Origin of the sequence: Butyrivibrio sp. AE2005 (genome assembly GCF_000686965.1) — a bacterium.
GTDB classification, from domain to species: Bacteria; Bacillota; Clostridia; order Lachnospirales; family Lachnospiraceae; genus Butyrivibrio; species Butyrivibrio hungatei_A.
This window is the reverse complement of the sequence record NZ_JMMD01000002.1, coordinates 283,995-304,965: the sequence shown is the minus strand read 5'-3', so window position 1 is coordinate 304,965 and position 20,971 is coordinate 283,995. Positions and strand designations below refer to the sequence as shown.

18 protein-coding genes are annotated in these 20,971 nt (G+C 41.8%); 14 read left to right on the top strand and 4 right to left on the bottom strand.

Features of this window, described 5'->3' with window-relative positions:
* Positions 1 to 59 precede the first annotated feature (59 nt).
* The 12 genes from DL92_RS0103440 (at position 60) to DL92_RS0103385 (ending at position 14,824) form a co-directional block, all read left to right on the top strand.
* On the top strand, positions 60 to 1,637 hold the full coding sequence (locus DL92_RS0103440; protein ID WP_026666900.1) for a helicase HerA-like domain-containing protein: 1,578 nt from the start codon (positions 60 to 62) through the stop codon (positions 1,635 to 1,637).
* 18 nt (positions 1,638 to 1,655) lie between these two features.
* A complete protein-coding gene (locus DL92_RS20940) occupies positions 1,656 to 1,817 on the top strand; it encodes a hypothetical protein (RefSeq protein WP_155840988.1) in 162 nt (53 codons plus the stop codon).
* Between the two features lie 95 nt (positions 1,818 to 1,912).
* A complete protein-coding gene (locus DL92_RS21225; protein ID WP_051199070.1) occupies positions 1,913 to 2,809 on the top strand; it encodes a hypothetical protein in 897 nt (298 codons plus the stop codon).
* 442 nt (positions 2,810 to 3,251) lie between these two features.
* Positions 3,252 to 4,016 (top strand): flagellin, encoded by a 765-nt coding sequence (locus DL92_RS0103425; RefSeq protein WP_026654625.1) that lies wholly within the window; start codon positions 3,252 to 3,254, stop codon positions 4,014 to 4,016.
* Between the two features lie 351 nt (positions 4,017 to 4,367).
* The gene (locus DL92_RS0103420; RefSeq protein ID WP_026654626.1) at positions 4,368 to 5,294 is read left to right on the top strand and encodes an ABC transporter permease; all 927 of its coding nucleotides are present in this window, start codon (positions 4,368 to 4,370) and stop codon (positions 5,292 to 5,294) included.
* Between the two features lie 17 nt (positions 5,295 to 5,311).
* Positions 5,312 to 6,370: an ABC transporter permease gene (locus DL92_RS0103415; RefSeq protein WP_026666899.1), complete on the top strand. Its 1,059-nt coding sequence runs from the start codon at positions 5,312 to 5,314 to the stop codon at positions 6,368 to 6,370.
* A 49-nt stretch (positions 6,371 to 6,419) separates the two neighbouring features.
* A complete protein-coding gene (locus tag DL92_RS0103410) occupies positions 6,420 to 7,409 on the top strand; it encodes an ABC transporter ATP-binding protein (RefSeq protein ID WP_026666898.1) in 990 nt (329 codons plus the stop codon).
* Positions 7,406 to 8,398 carry an ABC transporter ATP-binding protein gene (locus tag DL92_RS0103405; protein WP_026666897.1) on the top strand — a complete coding sequence of 331 codons (993 nt, stop codon included), beginning with the start codon at positions 7,406 to 7,408 and terminating at the stop codon, positions 8,396 to 8,398. The genes DL92_RS0103410 and DL92_RS0103405 overlap by 4 nt, the downstream gene beginning before the upstream one ends.
* A 38-nt stretch (positions 8,399 to 8,436) precedes the next feature.
* Positions 8,437 to 10,311 (top strand): peptide ABC transporter substrate-binding protein, encoded by a 1,875-nt coding sequence (locus DL92_RS0103400; RefSeq protein ID WP_026654630.1) that lies wholly within the window; start codon positions 8,437 to 8,439, stop codon positions 10,309 to 10,311.
* 184 nt (positions 10,312 to 10,495) lie between these two features.
* Entirely contained in the window at positions 10,496 to 12,139 is a 1,644-nt protein-coding gene (locus DL92_RS0103395) for a SulP family inorganic anion transporter (RefSeq protein ID WP_026666896.1), read from the top strand.
* 295 nt (positions 12,140 to 12,434) lie between these two features.
* The gene (locus DL92_RS0103390) at positions 12,435 to 13,826 is read left to right on the top strand and encodes a PhoH family protein (RefSeq protein ID WP_026654632.1); all 1,392 of its coding nucleotides are present in this window, start codon (positions 12,435 to 12,437) and stop codon (positions 13,824 to 13,826) included.
* Positions 13,827 to 13,912: 86 nt separating this feature from the next.
* Entirely contained in the window at positions 13,913 to 14,824 is a 912-nt protein-coding gene (locus tag DL92_RS0103385; protein ID WP_034468388.1) for an RluA family pseudouridine synthase, read from the top strand.
* 58 nt (positions 14,825 to 14,882) lie between these two features.
* Here DL92_RS0103385 and DL92_RS0103380 read toward each other — a convergent pair whose 3' ends face one another.
* Positions 14,883 to 16,169 (bottom strand): DNA polymerase Y family protein, encoded by a 1,287-nt coding sequence (locus DL92_RS0103380; RefSeq protein WP_026666894.1) that lies wholly within the window; start codon positions 16,167 to 16,169, stop codon positions 14,883 to 14,885.
* 322 nt (positions 16,170 to 16,491) lie between these two features.
* Here DL92_RS0103380 and DL92_RS18075 point away from each other — a divergent pair, with 322 nt between their 5' ends.
* Positions 16,492 to 17,049 (top strand): CAP domain-containing protein, encoded by a 558-nt coding sequence (locus DL92_RS18075; RefSeq protein WP_051199071.1) that lies wholly within the window; start codon positions 16,492 to 16,494, stop codon positions 17,047 to 17,049.
* Positions 17,050 to 17,234: 185 nt separating this feature from the next.
* Here DL92_RS18075 and DL92_RS0103370 read toward each other — a convergent pair whose 3' ends face one another.
* The 3 genes from DL92_RS0103370 to DL92_RS0103360 form a co-directional block, all read right to left on the bottom strand.
* The gene (locus DL92_RS0103370; protein WP_026654634.1) at positions 17,235 to 17,678 is read right to left on the bottom strand and encodes an aspartate carbamoyltransferase regulatory subunit; all 444 of its coding nucleotides are present in this window, start codon (positions 17,676 to 17,678) and stop codon (positions 17,235 to 17,237) included.
* 20 nt (positions 17,679 to 17,698) lie between these two features.
* Entirely contained in the window at positions 17,699 to 18,646 is a 948-nt protein-coding gene (gene pyrB / locus DL92_RS0103365; RefSeq protein ID WP_034468384.1) for an aspartate carbamoyltransferase, read from the bottom strand.
* Between the two features lie 61 nt (positions 18,647 to 18,707).
* Positions 18,708 to 19,718: a DUF5050 domain-containing protein gene (locus tag DL92_RS0103360; RefSeq protein ID WP_026666892.1), complete on the bottom strand. Its 1,011-nt coding sequence runs from the start codon at positions 19,716 to 19,718 to the stop codon at positions 18,708 to 18,710.
* Positions 19,719 to 19,836: 118 nt separating this feature from the next.
* Between DL92_RS0103360 and pheA the strand changes: the two genes are divergently transcribed.
* A complete protein-coding gene (gene pheA / locus DL92_RS0103355; RefSeq protein ID WP_026666891.1) occupies positions 19,837 to 20,964 on the top strand; it encodes a prephenate dehydratase in 1,128 nt (375 codons plus the stop codon).
* The last annotated feature ends 7 nt before the right edge of the window (positions 20,965 to 20,971 follow it).

Genomic DNA, 20,971 nt, shown 5'->3' with positions numbered 1-20,971 from the left:
GTGTTATAATAACCAAAATGGCCAATTGCTATTAATTGAATATGTAAGAGGAGGGGACTATGTTAAAAGACGGAAAGATTTGGATCGCCAACACAGAAGACGGAAAAAATGTATTTCTTTTGCCCAAGATGGCTAACAGGCACGGACTTGTAGCCGGTGCTACGGGAACGGGAAAAACGGTAACGCTTAAAGTTTTGGCGGAATCATTCAGCGACATGGGAGTTCCCGTATTTCTTGCAGATGTTAAGGGCGACCTTTCCGGAATGGTGTGCGAGGGCGCGGATTCTGAAGATATGCAAAAGAGAATCCAAAAATTCGGACTTGCTGAAGCGGGCTTTAAATATCAGAAGTATCCTGTGACATTTTGGGATGTTTTTGGTGAAAAAGGAATACCGCTTAGGACGACAATCTCAGAGATGGGACCACTTCTTTTGGCCAGAATATTGGGGCTTAACGACCTTCAGAGAGATATTCTCTCGATTGCATTTAAGATTGCGGATGACAACAACCTTCTGCTTATCGATACCAAGGACTTAAAGGCAATGCTCAACTACATCTCCGATAATAACAAGGAGTTTGCGGCTGACTACGGCAATATCAGTAAGGTTTCCGTGGCTGCTATCGTAAGAGCGGTGGTATCGCTTGAGATTGTAGGGGGCGACAAGTTCTTTTTCGAACCCGCACTTAATATAAGGGACTGGTTCACAACAGGAAGCGACGGCAAAGGAACGATCAACATTCTTGACAGCACAAGCCTTATAAACAACGGCACTTTGTACGCGACGTTCCTTCTGTGGATGCTTTCGGAGCTTTTTGAAACGCTTCCCGAAGTTGGTGACCTTGATAAGCCTAAGATGGTGTTCTTTTTTGACGAGGCGCACCTTTTGTTTGCAGACACGCCAAAGCCTCTGATGGATAAGATTGAGCAGGTGGTTAAGCTCATTCGTTCCAAGGGAGTCGGTATCTATTTTGTAACGCAGAACCCGAGGGATATTCCGGACGGTGTTCTTGCACAGCTTGGAAATAAGATACAGCATGCACTTCACGCATATACGCCTGCCGATATGAAGGCAGTGAAGGCAGCAGCCGATTCGTTCAGGGAGAATCCGGAGTTTAAGACTGAGGATGTTATCCAGGAGCTCGGAACGGGAGAAGCGGTATGTTCGTTCCTTGCAGAGGACGGAACTCCTACCGTATGCGAGAGGGTAAAGATTCTTCCGCCGCAGAGTAAGTTTGGCGGAATCGATGATTCGGTCAGGGAAAAAGAAATCAAGGGTAGCATTTTGTACAGCAAGTATTATGAGCCCGAAGATCCCGATTCTGCGTATGAGTTCCTTGAGCGTAAGGGAATCGCCGATGCGGAAGAGGCTGCCAAGTTAAAGGCTGAAGCTGAAGCAGCTAAGGCAAAAGAAAAAGAGGACGCTGCTGCAGCAAAGAAGAAAGAAAAAGAAGAAGCCGCTGCTGAAAGAAAGAGAAAACAGACGGCTAAGACAATAGGAAATTCAGTAGTTGGAACGGTCGGAAGAGAAGTTGGCAAGACTGTCGGAGGAAAGTTCGGAAAATTCGGAAAGACTCTCGGCGGAAACCTTGGTGCCAGCCTCGGAAGAGGGATTTTATCAACATTATTTAAGTCATAATTTAGAGAACTCACACAAATGGAGAGCTTTTTATTTGATAGGGATTTCCTATCAAATAAAAAAGCGCCTTCGAATCCGAAAGACGCATTGTTTTTGGGAGGAGGGGTTGCTGGTGGGGAAACCGGCAACCCGTGTATGAAAAAAAGTATTGTTGGGGGTTCAGAAGGTATGTTCTTCTGACAGTTTTTATGATACAGCCCAACTGTTGCCAAATTGTGTCAGAACTCTAAAAGATATATAACGTATTATTAAATAAGTATTGGAGTAAAATAAAAATGTCAGGAAATAATCTAAACAGAAGAGATGCGCATATCCCCAGAGACCGGGACGGATACGGAGGAGGCGATGAATATAGAGAAATAGAGCGATATGAAGATGAATTCAATGAATACAGCGATGATTTCAGCGACAGATATCGCGATGATGACAGATACAGAGATGACTACCGTGATGACTATAGAGACGACGGCTACAGAGATGATTACCGCGACGACTATAGAGACAGGGATGACTATAGGGACAGAGACGATTACAGAGATGACTATCGCGACGACTATAGAGACGGAGACGGCTACAGAGACGACTACGATGGCGATGGCAGGGATCGTTACAGGGATGATGATTATGACAGAGACCGTTATGATGATGAAGATCCTGATATGTACAGAAATCGCGGCAGCTATAGAAAAGAAGTCGGAGATATCGATCGCTACAGGGATATAGACAGGAATAAAGAAGATATGGGAAGAGGAAAGAAAAACACTTACATTCCGAGAGACAGAAACAGATTTGTTTTCGGAAAGTTTATCTTTACACTGATGGTTGTTTGCCTTGTTTTGATGATGTTTATCAAGGTTGCACTTCCGAAGCTTGTTAAGAAGGCCAAGAAAGCGGCAGCAGATAAGGCAGTTGAGATCATGTATGACAATGTTGAGAAAATTGCGGGAAAGAATCCCAAGGTAAAAGAAGCACTGGAATCAATGTCTGAAGAAGATAAAGAGAAGGTGAGCGAGATAGTTGCGGAGCACATGGACGCCGAAACTATGACAGATGTCATGGAATACGTGAATAAGAATGATCAGGCAGGACTCGTTGAATATGCGGCAAAGAATTTTTCACCGGAAGAGATGAACGAGTTCAAAGACCTTTATGAAAAATATGGCGACAAGTAATAATGATCAGTAAAAAGAAAAAGAGCTTGCGGCGGTTTATTTAACCGGTCGCAAGCTTAATTTTTTAATTTGTATAAAAAATATCCCTAACACGCAAAAACACCCACGGGGGGACGTGAGTGCCTGCGATTTTCTTATGAGGGGGAGATAGTGATTAGCTCTACAGATTAGAGCAAACTTACATCACTAACTTAATAATAACTATATACTAAAATTGTGTTCAAAAAGTGAAAAAATCCGACTTTTTTTGAAAAAATTTCTAAGCCAGTATCCATCGGGGTTTTTACCTTTTTTGAAATCATTATTTCAATTTTGATTGGAAATTTCGGTAATTCTGTTTCATTTTTACGAATTTGTCATCGAAATTGTATAGATTTTTTTTACGATAATGCTACTATATGTTCAGGAAATTGTTTTTTTGCACTTATAAAAGGAGGTTTATATGAGTAGCGTATCATCTGTCAGCGGATCGGGTTATTCGCCATACTCTGTTATTGCTAATGGCGGAACCTATGTCAGGGCTGCTCAAGGGGCGTCAGAACTTGCAATGCAGGAGAGAACCAAACAGCAGGTGGGTGGACTCGAAGCGGGTTCTGAGAATCTCACATCAGCCAGATCGGCACTTAAGGTCGAAGACGGCGCTATGGGAGAAGTTACCGGGTATCTACAGTCAATCAGGGAATTGTCTGTAAAGGCAATGAACGGAACGATGTCGGACAGTGACAAGAAATCCATTCAGGATCAGATCGATCAGTACAAAAAAGGTATTGAAGATATTGCAAACAATACCACGTACAACGAGAAGAAACTATTAGACGGAACAGCTAAGGATATGACGGTTGCATCTGATGCAAACGGATCATCCGAGACTATATCAGGCTACAATATGACACTTGAATCCCTTGGTATAAAGGACTTTGATGTTACCAAGGATTTTGACCTTAAAGATGTGGACAAGGCTCTTGATAAGCTTTCGGATTCAAGAACCGGAGCAGGAGCTAAGACAAACGGAGTTGAGTATTCTCTTTCATATAATTCTCATGCTGCGTTGGAACTTGATGGTTTCCAGATGGACAAAGAGGAGAAAAACAGCGTGGATGCTTACCAGCAGCTTAAGACAAAGCAGGCGCTGGATGCTTACAAGACAACGCTTCAGAAGAAGCAGCAGGATGACGAAGAGCGCAAATCTATGATGCTTTTCGCATGATTTAAGGTTTACATAAATACAAAAACGTTAAATCTGTCCGTGTATTGCGGACAGATGTTTTTTTGTCACAGATGATTGATATATATTAATCACTTTCATATACTTTTGAGCGAATTTAATCAATCTACTTGACATAAGTTTTGTATTTATTTATCATAATTTTTGCTTGCACGTATTATTTACATAAATACGTGTATATCAAGGTGATAGAACGATACAATGGCGTACGGGCAAGTATGTCATTGTATTTTTTTTTGTGATTTAACGTGGTGCAGTGCTAATGTTATGAACGAAACATCTTGATAACAATTTTTACATTTATATTTAATTAGAGAGACAGGTTGGAGAATTATGAACACAAAGACACTGATGTACATTCTAAAGAGGATTTTGCTTGCAGTTGTTACAGTATGGGTGGTTATAACAGTTACATTTTTTGTAATGCATGCAGTTCCCGGTGGCCCCTTCGTGGGAGAGAAAGCCGTAACCCCGGCGGTTCAGGCGGCTATGGAAGCTAAGTATGGTTTGGATAAGCCTCTTAGCGAACAGTATTTTACTTATCTTAAGGATATCACAAGATTAGATTTTGGTCCTTCACTTAAGAGCAGAGGTCGTTATGTAACAGACATGATCTTTGATGGAATGAAAACTTCTATCAAGCTTGGTGTTATAGCAGCATTCATTGCACTTGCTTTTGGTGTTGTATTTGGCGCTATAGCAGCTCTTAGAAGAAACAAGATTATCGACAGGATAATCATGGTAATCACAACGGCATTTGTATCAATGCCATCATTCATTATGGGATCTTTGTTACTTGTTGTATTTTCTACCAAGCTTGGATGGTTGCCGGCTAACGGAGCACAGAAGAACGGACTTATTCTTCCTATAATCACGTTGTCGCTTTATCCGATGGCTTATATAACAAGACTTACAAGATCGTCAATGCTTGAAGTTCTTGGTCAGGACTATATCAGAACTGCTAAGGCCAAGGGCGTTTCAGGCGTCAAGATAATCTTTGGACATGCGCTGAAAAATTCGCTTATTCCAGTCATCACATATTTTGGACCTATGCTTGCATACATCGTAACAGGTTCACTTGTAGTGGAGCAGATCTTTGCTGTTCCCGGAATCGGAAGAGCTTTCGTAAACAGCATCACGGGTCGTGATTATCCGCTCGTTATGGGAACAACGATTGTACTTGCTACACTTATCGTAATAATGAACCTTATCGGCGATATTATGTATAAGATTGTCGATCCTCGTATTACATTAGAATGATTGGAGATATTTCAGACATGGATAATAAGATATTAAGCGCACAGGTTAATATGGATGATTTCATTCCTGCAACCGAAGAAGAAAAAGAATATATGGTGCAGATGCGCCCTTCATCAACATTTTTTAAGGATAGTGTTAAGAGACTTCTTAAAAACAAGGTCGCAACTGTTTGTTTCTTTATAATAGTATTAATTACATTGGCAGCAATTTTCGTTCCTATGTTTTGGCCTTATTCATACGATCAGGCTCTCGGAGTTATTCCCGGTAAGCCGGTTGATAACACATTCAACGATCTTGCACCGTTTGAATATGGTAAGGCAGAACTTAAGAGAATTGAAAAAGGAGAGAGCGTTGTTCCTCATATTTTCGGAACAGATGCTCAGGGACGTGACTATTTCATAAGAGTAGTTTACGGAACACGTATTTCTCTTGCTGTTGGATTTTTTGCAAGTATTATCGTTCTTATAATAGGTATGACTATCGGAGCTGTGGCAGGTTATGCCGGCGGCAAAGTCGACCTTATCATCATGAGAATTGTCGATATTATTTATTCACTTCCTGACATGCTGATGGTTATCCTTCTTTCATCGGTACTTAAGGTTGTTCTTGAGGGAGCACTTGATGGAACTGTGCTTTCCAAGATTGGTTCCAACATCATAAGCTTGTTCCTTGTCTTTGGTGTACTTTACTGGGTATCAATGGCAAGACTTATCAGAGGACAGATCTTGTCTCTCAGAGAGCAGGAATATGTACTTGCTTCACAGGCAGCCGGAGCAAAAGGAAAGTGGATTATCTTAAAACATCTCATTCCTAACTGTTTTTCGGTTATAATTATATCAACAGCACTTCAGATTCCCAGTGCGATATTTACAGAGAGTTATCTTTCATTTCTGGGACTTGGCGTAAATGCTCCCATGCCTTCATTGGGATCACTTGCTTCAGATGCGCTTAACGGAATCAATTCATATCCTTACAGATTGGTATTCCCTGCGCTTGTTATTTCACTCATCGTTTTGTCTCTCAATCTTTTCGGTGACGGACTTCGCGATGCGTTCGATCCTAAGCTTGATACTTGATGTGACAAAGTTTTTTACAGTAGACAATATTATGTGGAGATTTTAAAAGATGAGTTTATTAGAAGTTAAAGATCTGCATACCTCATTTTTTACCGACGCCGGAGAGGTTAAGGCAGTTAATGGCGTATCATTTTATTTAGACAGAGGAAAAGTCCTCGGAATAGTAGGAGAGTCAGGTTCCGGAAAATCTGTAACGGCATATTCAATCATGCAGATTCTTGCAGGAGCCGGCAAAATTGTTTCAGGCTCAATAAAGCTTGACGGACAGGAACTTGTTGGTTCAGGTGAGAAAGTCATGAAGACTGTTCGTGGAAATAAGGTTTCAATTATTTTCCAGGATCCCATGACATCACTTAATCCTACATATACAATCGGTCATCAGCTTATGGAGGCAATTCTTCTCCATACTGACAGAAACAGAGAGCAGGCTAAAGAGCGTGCTATCGAGATGCTCAAGCTCGTTAATGTAAACGAACCTGAGAAGAGAATGAATCAGTATCCGTATGAGTTTTCGGGCGGAATGAGACAGCGTGTTATGATCGCTATGGCACTTGCGTGCGAACCCGACATTCTTATCGCTGACGAGCCTACAACAGCTCTTGATGTAACAATTCAGGCTCAGATCCTTGATCTTATGAAGTCACTTCAGAAAGAGCTCGGAATGGCTATTATCATGATCACACATGACCTTGGTGTTGTTGCACAGATGTGTGATGAAGTTATTGTAATGTATGCAGGATCAATATGTGAGCAGGGTACAGCAGATGAGATATTCTACAATCCCCGCCATGAATATACAAAAGGGTTACTTCGCTCAATCCCTACAGAGGGAAAGGAAGGCAAGAAGTTAGAGCCTATCACAGGTACACCTATCGACCTTCTCAATATGCCTAAAGGATGTCCTTTTGCACCTAGATGTGACGCTGCTATGAAAATCTGTCTTCGTGAGAGAGCAGAACGTATGCAGATCAATGATGATCATGCAGCATGTTGCTGGATGAATGTTAAGAAGCAGATGGAAGGCGGTGAACCACAGTGAGCGAAAATATTAATAATGAAAAAAATCTCGTTGAAATAAAACATTTAAAAGAGTACTTTAATATTAATGTAGGATTTTTTAAATCAAAGTATTTAAAAGCTGTTGATGATGTTTCATTTACAATAAAGAAGGGTGAAACACTCGGACTTGTAGGTGAGTCCGGATGCGGTAAGACTACAGTAGGAAGAACAATATTAAACTTATATAAGCCTACAGCCGGAGAAATCTGGTACGACGGTAAGCTAATTAAGACAAAGAGTGATATCAAGGAATTCAGAAAAAAGGCAACAATGGTATTCCAGGATCCATATTCTTCATTGAATCCCAGAATGACTGTTTCCGATATTATCGGAGAGCCTCTTGATATTCACAAGCTTTATTCTACAAAGGAAGAGAGAAGAGAGCGTATTCTTGAGCTTATGAGCTATGTAGGTCTTAACAGTGAGCATGCTTCAAGATATGCGCATGAGTTCTCGGGCGGACAGAGACAGAGAATTGGTATTGCAAGATCTCTTTCCGTAAACCCTGAGTTTATAGTCTGCGATGAGCCTGTATCAGCTCTGGACGTTTCAATCCAGGCACAGGTTATAAATATGTTTGATGAGCTTCAGGATAAACTTGGACTTACATACTTGTTTATCGCTCATGACCTCTTGGTTGTAAGACATATTAGCGATAGAATAGCGGTTATGTACCTCGGTAAGATGGTTGAGCTTGCAGATGCTGATGAAATCTATTTGCATCCGCTTCATCCATACAGTAAGTCTCTTCTTTCCGCGGTTCCTATTCCGGATCCTAAGATTGCAAGAGCAAACCAGAGAATTGTACTTTCGGGTGATATCCCAAGTCCTCTCAATGCTCCTTCAGGATGTCCTTTCCGTACCAGATGCCCTTATGCAAAAGCAGATTGTGCAGAGAGTATGCCTGAATTTAAGGAAGTTAGCAAAGGTCACTTTGTTGCGTGTCATCATGTAGAAGACGCCAACTAAATGATATATTACATTCATAATTCAGAAGGAGGAAAATTATGAAAAAGAAATTGCTCTCAGTACTTCTTGCTTCCAGCATGTTACTGAGCCTCGCTGCTTGCGGAAAATCATCTGACGCCGCAAATGAAGCAGGATCACAGGCAGCTGCAGATTCAGCAGCGCAGGAAACATCAGCAGCAAAGCCTGCTGAAGAAAAAAATTCAGGTATTATCAATGTTTGTATCGGCTCAGAGCCTCAGTCACTCGATCCGGCAATCAACTCTACAGTTGATGGCGCAACAGTAATCAGCCATCTTTTCTCAGGCCTTGCAAAATGGGGCGCTGATGCTAACGGAAAAGCTGAGCTTCAGCCTGATTGTATAGAAGGATTTACAGAAGGCGTTAAGAACGACGACGGAACTGTTACATACACATACAAGCTTAGAGATGGCCTTAAGTGGTCAGATGGTAAGGATTTGACAGCAGGAGATTTCGTATATTCATGGAACCGTGCTGCAGGAACAGAACTTGCTGCTGACTATTGCTACATGTTCGATGTAATCGTAGGTTACGACGAGATGTGGGCTGACAATGCAAAGGGTGATGAGAAACTTAAAGTTGAAGCACCCGATGATAAGACTATCGTTGTTACACTTAAGAACGATGTTCCTTACTGGAACGAGCTTCTTGCTTTCCCTGCATACATGCCTGTTCGTGAGGACGTTGTATCAAATGAGAGCTGGGCTGCAGAACCAAGCGGATACATCTGCAACGGACCTTACACAATCAGCGATTGGCAGCACAACTCAGTTATCAAGGTAACTAAGAGAGATGATTTTGTTGACGCAGCTGATATAACAATTAATGAGATTAATTTCTATCTTTCTGATGATCAGAACAACATGCTTGCTAACTTTGAGAACGGATCATGGGAGTTCATCGATGATGTTCCTACAAACGAAATCCCTAACCTCAAAGAGAACTATCCCACAGAGTTCAAGGTAGAAGGTCAGCTTGGAACATATTTCATTTGCTGGAATATCAACAAGAATCTCCTTCCTAAGTCAAGCAAGCTTACAGGCGTTGAGAAGATAAGAGCAGAGGAAGAAATCCGTAATGCATTTGCTCTTCTTATCGACAGAAACTACATCGTAAATGACGTAGCAAAGGGTGGACAGGTTCCCGCTTCTTCATTCGTTGCTATGGGTCTTACAGATGCTGACGGATCACAGTTCTATGAGAACGCAGGTCCTGATCCCAGCTATGTTGGATACTATGATGTAAAAGAAGATGCTTATGAAGCAAACTGGGAGAAGGCTCTCACAACACTTAAGAAGTATTACACATTTGATGAAGCTACACAGAAGTTCACAGATGTTCCTACAATCATGTACCTCTACAACACAAGTGAAGGACACAAGGCTATTGCAGAAGCTGTTCAGTCTACACTTGCAGGTATCGGTATTACAATGAACCTCGAGAACCAGGAGTTTGCAACTTGCGTTGAGACTCGTAAAAAGGGTGATTACTATGTAGCACGTCACGGTTGGCTCGGTGATTACAATGATCCTATTTCATTCCTTGATATGTGGACATCAGGATCAGGTAACAACGACGTTCAGTATGGTAAGGGTGCTAACGCTGATGTTAAGGCATACAGCATTGACCTTACAGACCTTGGATATGAGACAAAGGTTGAGAACGGAACATGGGCTGAGACTTATGATGTTGTAATTAAGGATATTAAAGAGTGCACAGATACTAAGACTCGTTATGAGCTTATGCACAGAGCAGAAGATCTCCTTATGTCAACAGGATGCATCTGCCCTATCTACTTCTACACAGATATCTACATGGTAGATGACAGTGTAAGCGGATTCTACTCAAGTCCTCTTGGATTTAAGTTCTTTATGCACGCAAAAGTTAACAAGTAATAGAATACGTGTTATAATATGAAACGCCGCCTCGGTATTCCGGGGCGACGTTTTTTGTGCAGAGCACTTAGCGAGGTTTTTTCGAGCTTAGTGCGAGCCATGGGTGAACACTTAACGAGCGGCAGCGAGTTTAGTGAGAATCCCAATTACAGAGCACAAAGTATCTTATTCAAGGGAGATTATTATGGAAAACGAAAGACTAAAACCCATGCTGTTTACCGTTATTAAAGGGTATAATGGCAAGCAGTTCTCACAGGACCTGATTTCAGGAATCATTGTTGCGATTATTGCACTTCCGCTCTCAATCGCGCTTGCACTTGCATCGGGTGTGGGACCTGAAGAGGGACTCTATACCGCAATAGTAGCGGGATTTATCATCTCGTTCCTCGGTGGAAGCAGAGTACAGATTGCAGGACCTACTGCAGCTTTTGCTACTATAGTTGCAGGAATTGTTGCAAGTAAGGGAATGGAAGGACTTGCGCTTGCTACGATATTTGCAGGTGTTATTCTTGTTTTAATGGGTGTATTCAAACTCGGATCACTTATCAAATTTATTCCTTATACCATCACTACAGGATTTACGGCAGGTATTGCTGTAACTATTTTTGTCGGCCAGATTAAGGACTTTTTGGGCCTTACTTATCCGGCAGGAACCACAACGGTTGAGACAGTAGAGAAGCTTGAGGCAATCGGAAAAAATATTTCTACGATAAATTACAGCGCTCTTATTGTCGGTGTAATATGTCTTGTTATCCAGATTGTCTGGCCTAAGATAAATAAGAAGATACCCGGATCGCTCATTGCGGTTATTGTCGGTATTCTTATGGTTAAACTCCTTAATATGAATGTTAATACTATCGGCGATCTTTATGAGATAAAGGGACAGCTCCCTGCATTCAGATTTCCGGCTTTCAGTTATAAGACACTTAGAGAAGTTGCAGGAGATGGCTTTACCATCGCGATCCTTGCAGCTATCGAATCTCTTTTGTCCTGTGTTGTTGCAGACAGCATGATTGATTCCAGGCACAGATCAAACATGGAACTTGTTGCACAGGGTGTAGGTAATATCGGTTCTGCTTTATTCGGCGGAATCCCTGCTACAGGTGCTATCGCACGTACCGCTGCAAATATCAAGAACGGTGGAAGAACTCCTATTGCAGGTATGATTCACTCAATATGCCTTGTTCTTGTACTTGTTGTTCTTATGCCTTTTGCGGCACTTATTCCTATGCCGACAATTGCGGCAATTCTTTTCATGGTTGCATATAATATGTGCCAGTGGAGAACTTTCGTACATTTGTGTAAGACAGCGCCCAAGAGCGATATCCTTGTACTTGTAATGACTTTTGTGCTTACGATCGTATTTGACCTTGTTGTTGCTATTGAGATCGGTATGGTTGCGGCTTGCGTTCTTTTTATGAAGAGAATGAGCGAAGAATCAAGGGTCAAAGGCTGGAAGTACTATGATCCCGAGGATGATCCGGACGGAACAGGCCTTAGAGATATTCCTAAGCACGTTCGTGTGTATGAGATAAGCGGACCTATGTTCTTCGGTGATGCCGAGCAGATTGCGGCAATAGGATTCAAGGAATTCACAAGAGTTCTTGTTATCCGTATGAGAGGTGTTCCGGCTATCGATGCGACAGCTATGCACTCTTTTGAAGAACTCTACAACAGATGCAAGAAGAACAATGTAACTCTTGTATTCTCACACGTGAACGAGCAGCCTATGAGCACTATGGAAAAAGACGGATTCGTAGATCTTGTAGGACGTGAGAATTTCAGACCACATATAGATGATGCCCTTGCCAGAGCGGCAGAGCTGTAAAAAATATTACAATCTGTATTGCTAAAAAAGATGTTTGGTTTTTGCTTAGGTATTGATTACGAAAAGCAAGTGCCGGACATCTTTTTAATTGAAAATTTCGGATAGGAGTTATAAGTTTTTTGTCTTATTGATTGATATAAAATTGACAATATATAGTGTGCTTTATAATAAAAAAGATAACGCAAACACAAGATGTGGTATAATTAATTCATGATACAGATGCCGACACAATTATTATAGAAACTTTCGGCATGAACAGTCATGTATCAAAAATATAATATGGGGAGGGCTCCGTATGAAGAAGATCTACGTACTGGACACCAATGTTTTGATTCAGGCACCACACGCCTTGAAGTGCTTTGAGGATAACGAGGTCGTTCTTCCACTGGTAGTCTTAGAAGAACTTGACGCCCACAAGCGTGACGAGGGCGAGAGAGGAGCTAATGTACGAGAGGCAATCAAGATCCTCGAGCAAATTCGGGGTAAAGGCGATCTTGTTGCAGGGGTTAAGCTCGATAACGGTGGAGTTCTGAGAGTTGAAAAGAACTTCAAGGATGTGGAGCTTCCCAAGGATCTGTCGGAGCACAAATCCGACAACCGAATTCTGAAAGTATGTAAGGGGCTTTCGGAAAGTAGGAAAGAGCAGGTAATTCTTGTAACCAAGGACATTCTCATGAGGATAAAGGCTCAGATACTCGATATGAGGTCGGAGGACTTTACAACTGAGCAGGTTGCGGGAGGCGGTGAGCAGTACAGCGGACGAGTAGATGTGTACGCTCCAGAGGATGCTTTTAAAGAGTTTAAGAAAAAGGGCATTCCGGTCGATAAGGTTTATTGCTGCGATGCAGACGGAAAGCAGTTTACACCGGAGCTCTATGAGAATGAGTTTGTTGTTGTAAGGGCGGATCAGTCCAATAACAAAACTCAGATGGGCAGAGTCTCAAAGGGCTTTATTAAAAAGCTTGATTATGAAAAGAGTCAACCCTACGGCGTTAAGCCAAGAAATGCAGGTCAGTATTTCCTTCAGGAGGCGCTTATGCAGCCTGCTGAGATCGCACCGCTTGTTATTGTCAAAGGAATGGCGGGAACTGCCAAGACGTTCTATTCACTTGCAGTCGGGCTCGAGAAGATGCTCAACAGACCAACTGGCGAGTACAGAAGAATCCTTGTGTGCAGACCAAATTCGCAGTTTGACGATGATATAGGTTTTTTGCCCGGAGACGAGCAGGAGAAGATTTCACCCCTTATGCGCCCCATAATCGACAATCTGGAGCAGCTTATCGATTCCAACGAGGAAGAACGCTATAAGGATGAAAAAGAACTGACTGACAAAACGGACGAAGTCTTTGAACGAGGCATCATTCAGTGTGAGGCTTTGAATTTCATAAGAGGAAGATCGATTCTGAAAACATATCTTATAATAGACGAAGCCCAGAATATGACGCCTACGCAGGCCAAAGGTATCATCACGAGAGCTGGTAAGGACACCAAGATTATTCTTCTCGGCGATCCGAATCAGATAGACAGACCGTTCCTCGATGAGCGGACAAATGGTTTATCTTACGCAAGTGAACATATGAAAGGAAGCCCTTTTTGCTGGCAGATTTCTTTGTCTGCTTCAGAGTGTGAACGTAGCCGCCTTGCAATGGATGCCATTGAGCGTATGCGTGACAAGAAAGATTTCTGATGTTTCTATTTATTAAAAAACTTCATAATGATTATTCAGTGCGGGTGATTTTGACACCCGCACTTTTTTTTAATAGAATACCCACTATGGGTAAAGAATATAGAGAAATTGAATATACAGTAACAGAAACGGACGGAAAGCTGACTGCCGGAGAAATCATGAGAGAGCGTCTCATGCTCTCAAGCAGGGAGGTCAGCAGGTGCAAACAATTTGATGACGGTGTTATGTGCAAGGGAATGCCGATTAGAATTATCTCAGAGCTTATGCCGGGTGACGTACTTACAGTAAGGTTGTATGAAGATATAGAGAATAGCTCTGAAATTGTGCCGAGTGACGAGCCGGTAGATGTTGTTTATGAGGATGAAGATCTTATCTTATTAAATAAAAAAGGAGATCAGGTTGTGCATCCTTCGTATGCTCATTACAAGGATTCACTCAGCAATGCGCTTGCCGGATACTATGTAAGAACGGGGCAGGAGCATGTTATGCGTGTGATAGGAAGGCTCGACAGGGAAACGTCGGGACTTATTATTTTTGCAAAGAACAGGCACAGTGCGTCGATTCTTTCGCGTAAGAATGAGAATATGTCACGCAGAAAAGAGTACTTAGCTCTGTGCAACGGAATCTTTGATGAAAAAGAAGGAACGGTAGATGCTCCGATTGAGAGAATCCCCGGCCAAAGGATGATAAGAGAAGTCCGAGATGACGGTAAGAGAGCGATAACTCATTATAAGGTTGAAAAAGAGTTTAATGATTTTTCATTGGTACGCCTTAAGCTCGATACCGGAAGAACGCACCAGATAAGAGTCCATATGTCATACCTCGGGCACCCGCTTCTTGGAGATAATCTTTACGGAAAAGAGATTGAAGATAACAAAGGACTTACAAGGGCGGCATTACACGCTTGCCACCTTGAGTTTGAGCAGCCTATAACGGGAGAAAAGCTTTCTTTCGAAGCGGAACTTCCCGAAGATATGAAAACGGCGATGAGAATATAAAGATAAAAGCAGATTTATACATATAACAAATTGTATAAATCTGCTTTTATATTGAATATCAAACGCGTCCCTTCTTTATAGTATCTTTTCCGAATTTAAGATTGATCTCATCAGCCATCTTATTTAGTCTCTTGGTTCGTTCATCGTTCTTATTATTGCTGTTGTTACTATTAAATGAAACATCAAACAGTGAGAGCTGTCTGTAGGAACCGTCGTCGAGCTTACTAACACCGACGCCTACAAGCCTTACGTTTTCGCCTTTCATAAACAGTCCGTCAGTTCCGAGCATCATCTTATCTGCAAGCTCTTTGGAATAAACAAAGAGTTTATCTGCATCGTCAATCGAATTTTCAAGCTGCATCTGACAGGAGTGACGCCTAAAATCTGTTGTCTTAACCGATACGGTAACGGTGCGGCCAAAAACACCATCGCGCCTTAGCCTTCGTGATACGCTCTCGGATAAATGTTTCAGAACGGGAATAATATCTTTATCATAGTTATCTGCCGTAAGGTCCGATGAAAGAGTAGTTTCATTGGAATAACTCTTAGCCTCTTCGTATTCTCCCGATACTTCGGTGCTTCCGTAACCGTTTGCACTGTAATAGATATAGCTTCCGATATTTTCTCCAAGTATATGAGTTAACATAACAGGATCGGAGTTTGCGGCATCTCCGATTGTTCGGATTCCGATGTTCATGAGTCTGTCGGCGGTCGCTTTGCCGCATCCGTATAAGTCGCCTATGGGAAGCGGCCACATTTTCTTTTCTACCTCGTCGGGGAAAAGAGTGTGAATCCTGTCGGGCTTGGTAAAGTCACTTGCCATCTTTGCAAGGAGTTTATTGCTCGAAATCCCGACATTGACGGTAAAGCCCAGAGTGTCTCGTATCTCGTTCTTTATCTTATCGGCAACACAGATGGGAAAGGGCTTATCTGGTGAGGAAAGATCTGCGTAGACAGATTCCGTTCCCGTCATATCAAGATACGCTTCATCGACGGATACCTGCTGAACACACGGAGAATACTTGTTTAATATATCGATGAAAGCGTGAGAGTATTCTCTGTAAGTCGCAAAGTCAGATTGAACAAGGACGAGTTTAGGACATTTCTGGAGCGCCTTAATGACGGGCTCACCTGTGACAATCCCGTATTTCTTTGCAGGGATTGACTTGGCGGTGATAATCCCGTGGCGGGTCTTGACGTCGCCTCCCACAGCAGAAGGAATAGTCCTTAGATCGACGCTCCCCGGCTCTTCGCGGAGCTTTTTTAGTGCTGACCATGAGAGAAATGCTGAGTTTACATCGATGTGAAATATATAATTGTCATAATTGTACGAAATATTGTTCAAACATACCCTCTTAAACGATAAAGTGTAGATAAAAACGAATTTTTTTATTACATTAACACTATACAACGAACATACATTCGAATCAACGGGGGAAAATGTGAATTTTATAAATCCAGTAGGAGTGCGCGTTTGAAGAATTGTATCGAAATTTAGGTAAAAAAATTTCATCGGACAACTTATTTAAGTGAAATAATAGATATTTTTAACCCAAAAAATGTGATTAACTATATTGAACGATAAAAAGAATTGCTTTAAAGTATATTTAAGGTTATGAGAGGGTTATGTTGTACCTAATATTTATGCTTATGCAGGAGAGATGGATATGAGAAATTTAAAAAAACTTTTCGCTGTAATGTTTTCATGTGTACTTGCTTTTACTTTTGTAGCTTGCGGTTCTACCAAAGAGGGGGCACTTGATGGTGGTGCTGCAGCAAGAGGAGCAGACGAGGGCGTCGGAGAAGTCTACATCGATGATGGTGCAATTGCTCTTGCGGGATCAGCTGCATCAAGCCAGGCAGCTATTGATGCTTGCGCAGGTGTATTCAACCTCATGAATCAGCAGAGAGCAGCTCAGGGACTTTCAGCACTCGTATGGAGCGATGCTCTTACATCAGCAGCTCAGGTTAGAGCTAATGAGATCACAACTTCATTTTCACACACAAGACCTAACGGATCTGATTTCTGGACAGTAGATAGCAATGTTCAGTACGGAGAGAATCTTGCTAAATTGTATCAGTCAGCTGATGCGGTTTACACAGCATGGATGAACTCACCTACACACGCTGCCAACATTCTTGATGGCGGATACAAGACTGTAGGTATTGCAGTATTCCAGGCAGCAGACGGAAACTGGTACTGGGCACAGGAATTCGGATATTGATAAATTGATAATATAAACAAATACAACAGACAAACCCCATGAAGTAGAAGCCTTGAGAAACAGATGATTTCTCAAGGCTCTTTTCATCTGAATTAATAAGATTATTTCATCGAAATATTATTTTCATTTGAATCTAAAAAAGAGCCGCAAGCGACTCTTTTTTTAATAGAAAAATCAGTGAATTCTTAGTTCTTGGAAGCATCACCTTCCGTATACTTCTCGTCGCAGTATTTGCAACGGTAAACCTCGTTCTTTTCGTCAGCGAGATAGAAGACCTGAGGAAGTCCCTGCTCGATAGATGAAATACATCTGGGATTGTGGCAGCGGATAACGTTTGTGATCTCCTTGGGAAGTACGAGAGCGCGCTTTTCGATGATCTCGCCGGACTTGATAACATTAACAGTGATATTGTGATCGATATATGCAAGGATATCGAGGTTGAGAGTATCGATGTCGCATTCAACCTTTAAGATATCTTTTTTGCCCATAACCTTACTCTTGGCATTCTTTATTATGGCAACCGTAGAATCGAGCTTATTGAGTCCCAAATGGTTATAAATCTGCATGCCTTTTCCGGCCTGGATATGATCAAGTACAAAACCTTCTTCAATTTTTCCGATATTTAACATGTATGACCTCTTTCTGTTTATTAGAATTTTTTAAGCAATCCTTCATTCATGTGCGCGTCTGTCATATTAAGAAGCGTAAGGATAAGCGCCATTCTTACATACAGACCGTATTGAACCTGTTTGAAATATGCAGCTCTGGGATCTTTGTCAATCTCGACCGCAATTTCGTTTACTCTCGGAAGAGGATGGAGAATGTGCATTTTTTCTTTTGCAAGAGTCATCTTGGCTTCATCGAGAATGTAGAAATTACGAAGTCTGATATAATCTTCCTCGTTGAAGAAACGTTCTTTCTGGACACGTGTCATGTAGAGGAAATCAAGCTTTGGCATAACTTCTTCAAGCTTTATTACTTCTTCATATTTGATGCCCTTGTTGTTGAGCATTTCTGTTATGTAATCGGGAACACGAAGTTCCTTGGGAGAAACAAAGATGAAATTAATTCCTTCATATCTTGTCAGAGCATTTATCAAAGAGTGGACTGTTCGACCAAATTTAAGGTCGCCGCAAAGACCGATAGTGAAATCGCCTAATTTACCATGTAAAGATCTGATTGTAAGAAGATCGGTAAGTGTCTGTGTGGGATGCTGATGGCCGCCGTCACCGGCGTTTATAACAGGTATCTCGGAGTTGGCAGCTGCTACCATCGGAGCACCTTCCTTGGGATGACGCATGGCGCATATGTCTGCGAAACAAGAGATAACACGAATTGTATCGGCAACGCTTTCGCCCTTGGCTGCCGAAGAGTTACTTGCATCTGCAAAACCGAGGCACTTGCCTCCGAGTCTTAACATAGCTGTTTCAAAACTAAGTCTTGTTCTTGTACTTGGTTCATAGAAGCATGTAGCCAGAAGCTTTCCGTCGCACTTGTGAGAGTAGGCTTCCATATTTTTCTCAATGTCGTTAGCTACATCGAAAAGGTCCTCCAATTCAGATACACTGAAGTCGAGGGGGTTCATCATGTGTCGCATATTATTCATACCGTCTCCTCAATAAAATACAAAAAGATTACTAAAAAATATTTCAAACGGATCAATAAGCACTTACAAAAATAGAAGCAGGTGACGATCCGCTCAATGGCATATGATACATCACATCATCCAATCCGTAAACCTTAAAATAAACATATTTGGATGACAGATTTATACTATTCACAATTCCGTCATATAAGACTACTGTGTCCGATCCGTCAAGGTTGCATCTCCTAAGAGACGGAGCGTTCGGATCGGAAAATGCGTAGTAAATATAGTTGTCGTTCATGGCAAAACAGTCGATTCTGTCGCTTACAACAGGCTGTGAATTTCCGCTTGCAAGATTGGCGCGCCACAAGCTGTAATTGTCGTCGCCGTTCATGTAGTATATATAATCTCCCTGAACAACAGGATAGAAGTAATTTCCTTCGATAATGGTGGATATCGCATCACCTGCCGTTGTCTGCAGGGTGTGAATGTTGTGATCCTCGGTAACACCTGTAAAGTAGATGGTGCCGTTGTTGTAGCAGACGGGAGATATCTTTTCATTGGCGACGGTAGAGCGGTTTTTCTGATCGACTCTTATCTTTTCAAGAGTTCCTCCGTTGTTTTTCTTAACCTGGAAATACAGATATTCTCCGCATAACTGAACTTCTCCGCAGAGATCTCTTAAAAGACATACCTGATTTCTTCCGTTAGTCTTGCACCTGTAGATACCGTACTGATTGGTGACTGATCCAAGACCTGAAAGATTGCCGGATTTTTTGGTAGAGTCCATGTAGAAATACAAAAGACCGTTTGCGCCGTTTATATATTTGACTCCCATGCTGGTGAGTCTTTTGGGATTATTTTCATTGGGATCCATGGAATAAAGACAATCGCTGTCAGCGGGATTGGAAAAAAAGACCTTGCCGTCCATTTCAAAGACAAGACCGGAATTATGAAGATTGCCCGCCAGGTTGCCATGATCGGATGGGAACATAGCTATCTGCTGATCCTTGATATGGACTGCAACAACAAATGCTATGATAAGAGTAATGATAGCGAAAGTAACCGCAGTTCGTTTTGTCATTTGTCCACCTCTTTTTATGTTTCCGTTATAATTATTATAGGCGTGTTATTTCTTGCTATCAAGAAGCATTTGTTCTAAAATTCTATTAGATTTAACACTTGGAGGAATACGCAAATTTATGGATCTGAAAGATTTACGAAGCGAGATTGATGTTATAGACAGGCAGATAGTTGAACTGTTTGAAAAGAGAATGGAAGTTGCGTCACAGGTCGCTGATTATAAAATATCTGTAGGAAAAAAAGTTTTTGACAAGCAAAGAGAAGATGAGAAGCTTAAGGCAGTTAAGGCGCTAGCACATTCTGATTTTAACAGAATTGGCGTTGAGGAGCTCTTTTCCCAGCTAATGTCTATGAGTAGAAAACTTCAGTATCAGAAACTTTCAGAGAAAGGAGCTTCGGGGAATCTTCCTTTTATACAAAAAGACAGTATAGATAAAAAGAGCTCAAGAGTGTGCTTCCAGGGCGCTGCGGGATCTTATTCGGAAGAAGCAATGAAGAAGTTCTTTGGAAAAGACGTAAACAGCACGGCGGTTGAGACATTCAGGGATGCAATGGCTCTTTTGGAGGAAGGAAGCGTTGACTATGCGGTTCTTCCGATTGAAAATTCGACAGCCGGAATCGTGAGCGAGATATACGATCTTCTTGCGGAGTATGAGCACTACATTGTAGGAGAGCAGATAATAGAGATAAAGCATTGTCTTTTGGGCGTGCCCGGAGCGAAGCTTGAAGATATCAAGACGGTCTATGCTCATCCTCAGGCTCTTATGCAGAGCGCAAAGTTCTTATCGGACAACAGCGGTATTCAGCAGATCGGTATGAAGAACAATGCCTTTGCGGCTAAGAAAGTTGCCGATGAAAAAGATAGATCACAGGCAGCAATCGCAGGTGCCGGAGCGGCAGAGGTTTACGGACTTGAAGTGATCAAAGAGGGTATAAATCAGGCTGATTCAAATTCAACAAGATTTATTATAGTTACAAACCAGAAAGTATTTTTGAAGGATGCGAAAAAGATAAGCATATGCATGGAAATTCCACACGAGGCAGGCTCTCTTTATCACATCATGTCACATTTTATATACAACAATCTCAATATGACCAAGATAGAGTCAAGACCTATCGAGGACAGAAATTGGGAATACAGATTCTTTATAGATTTCGACGGGAATCTTGGAGACAGTGCAGTTAAGAATGCTCTTCGCGGACTTCGCGAGGAAGCAAAAATGCTTAGAATACTCGGTAATTACTGATTTTATA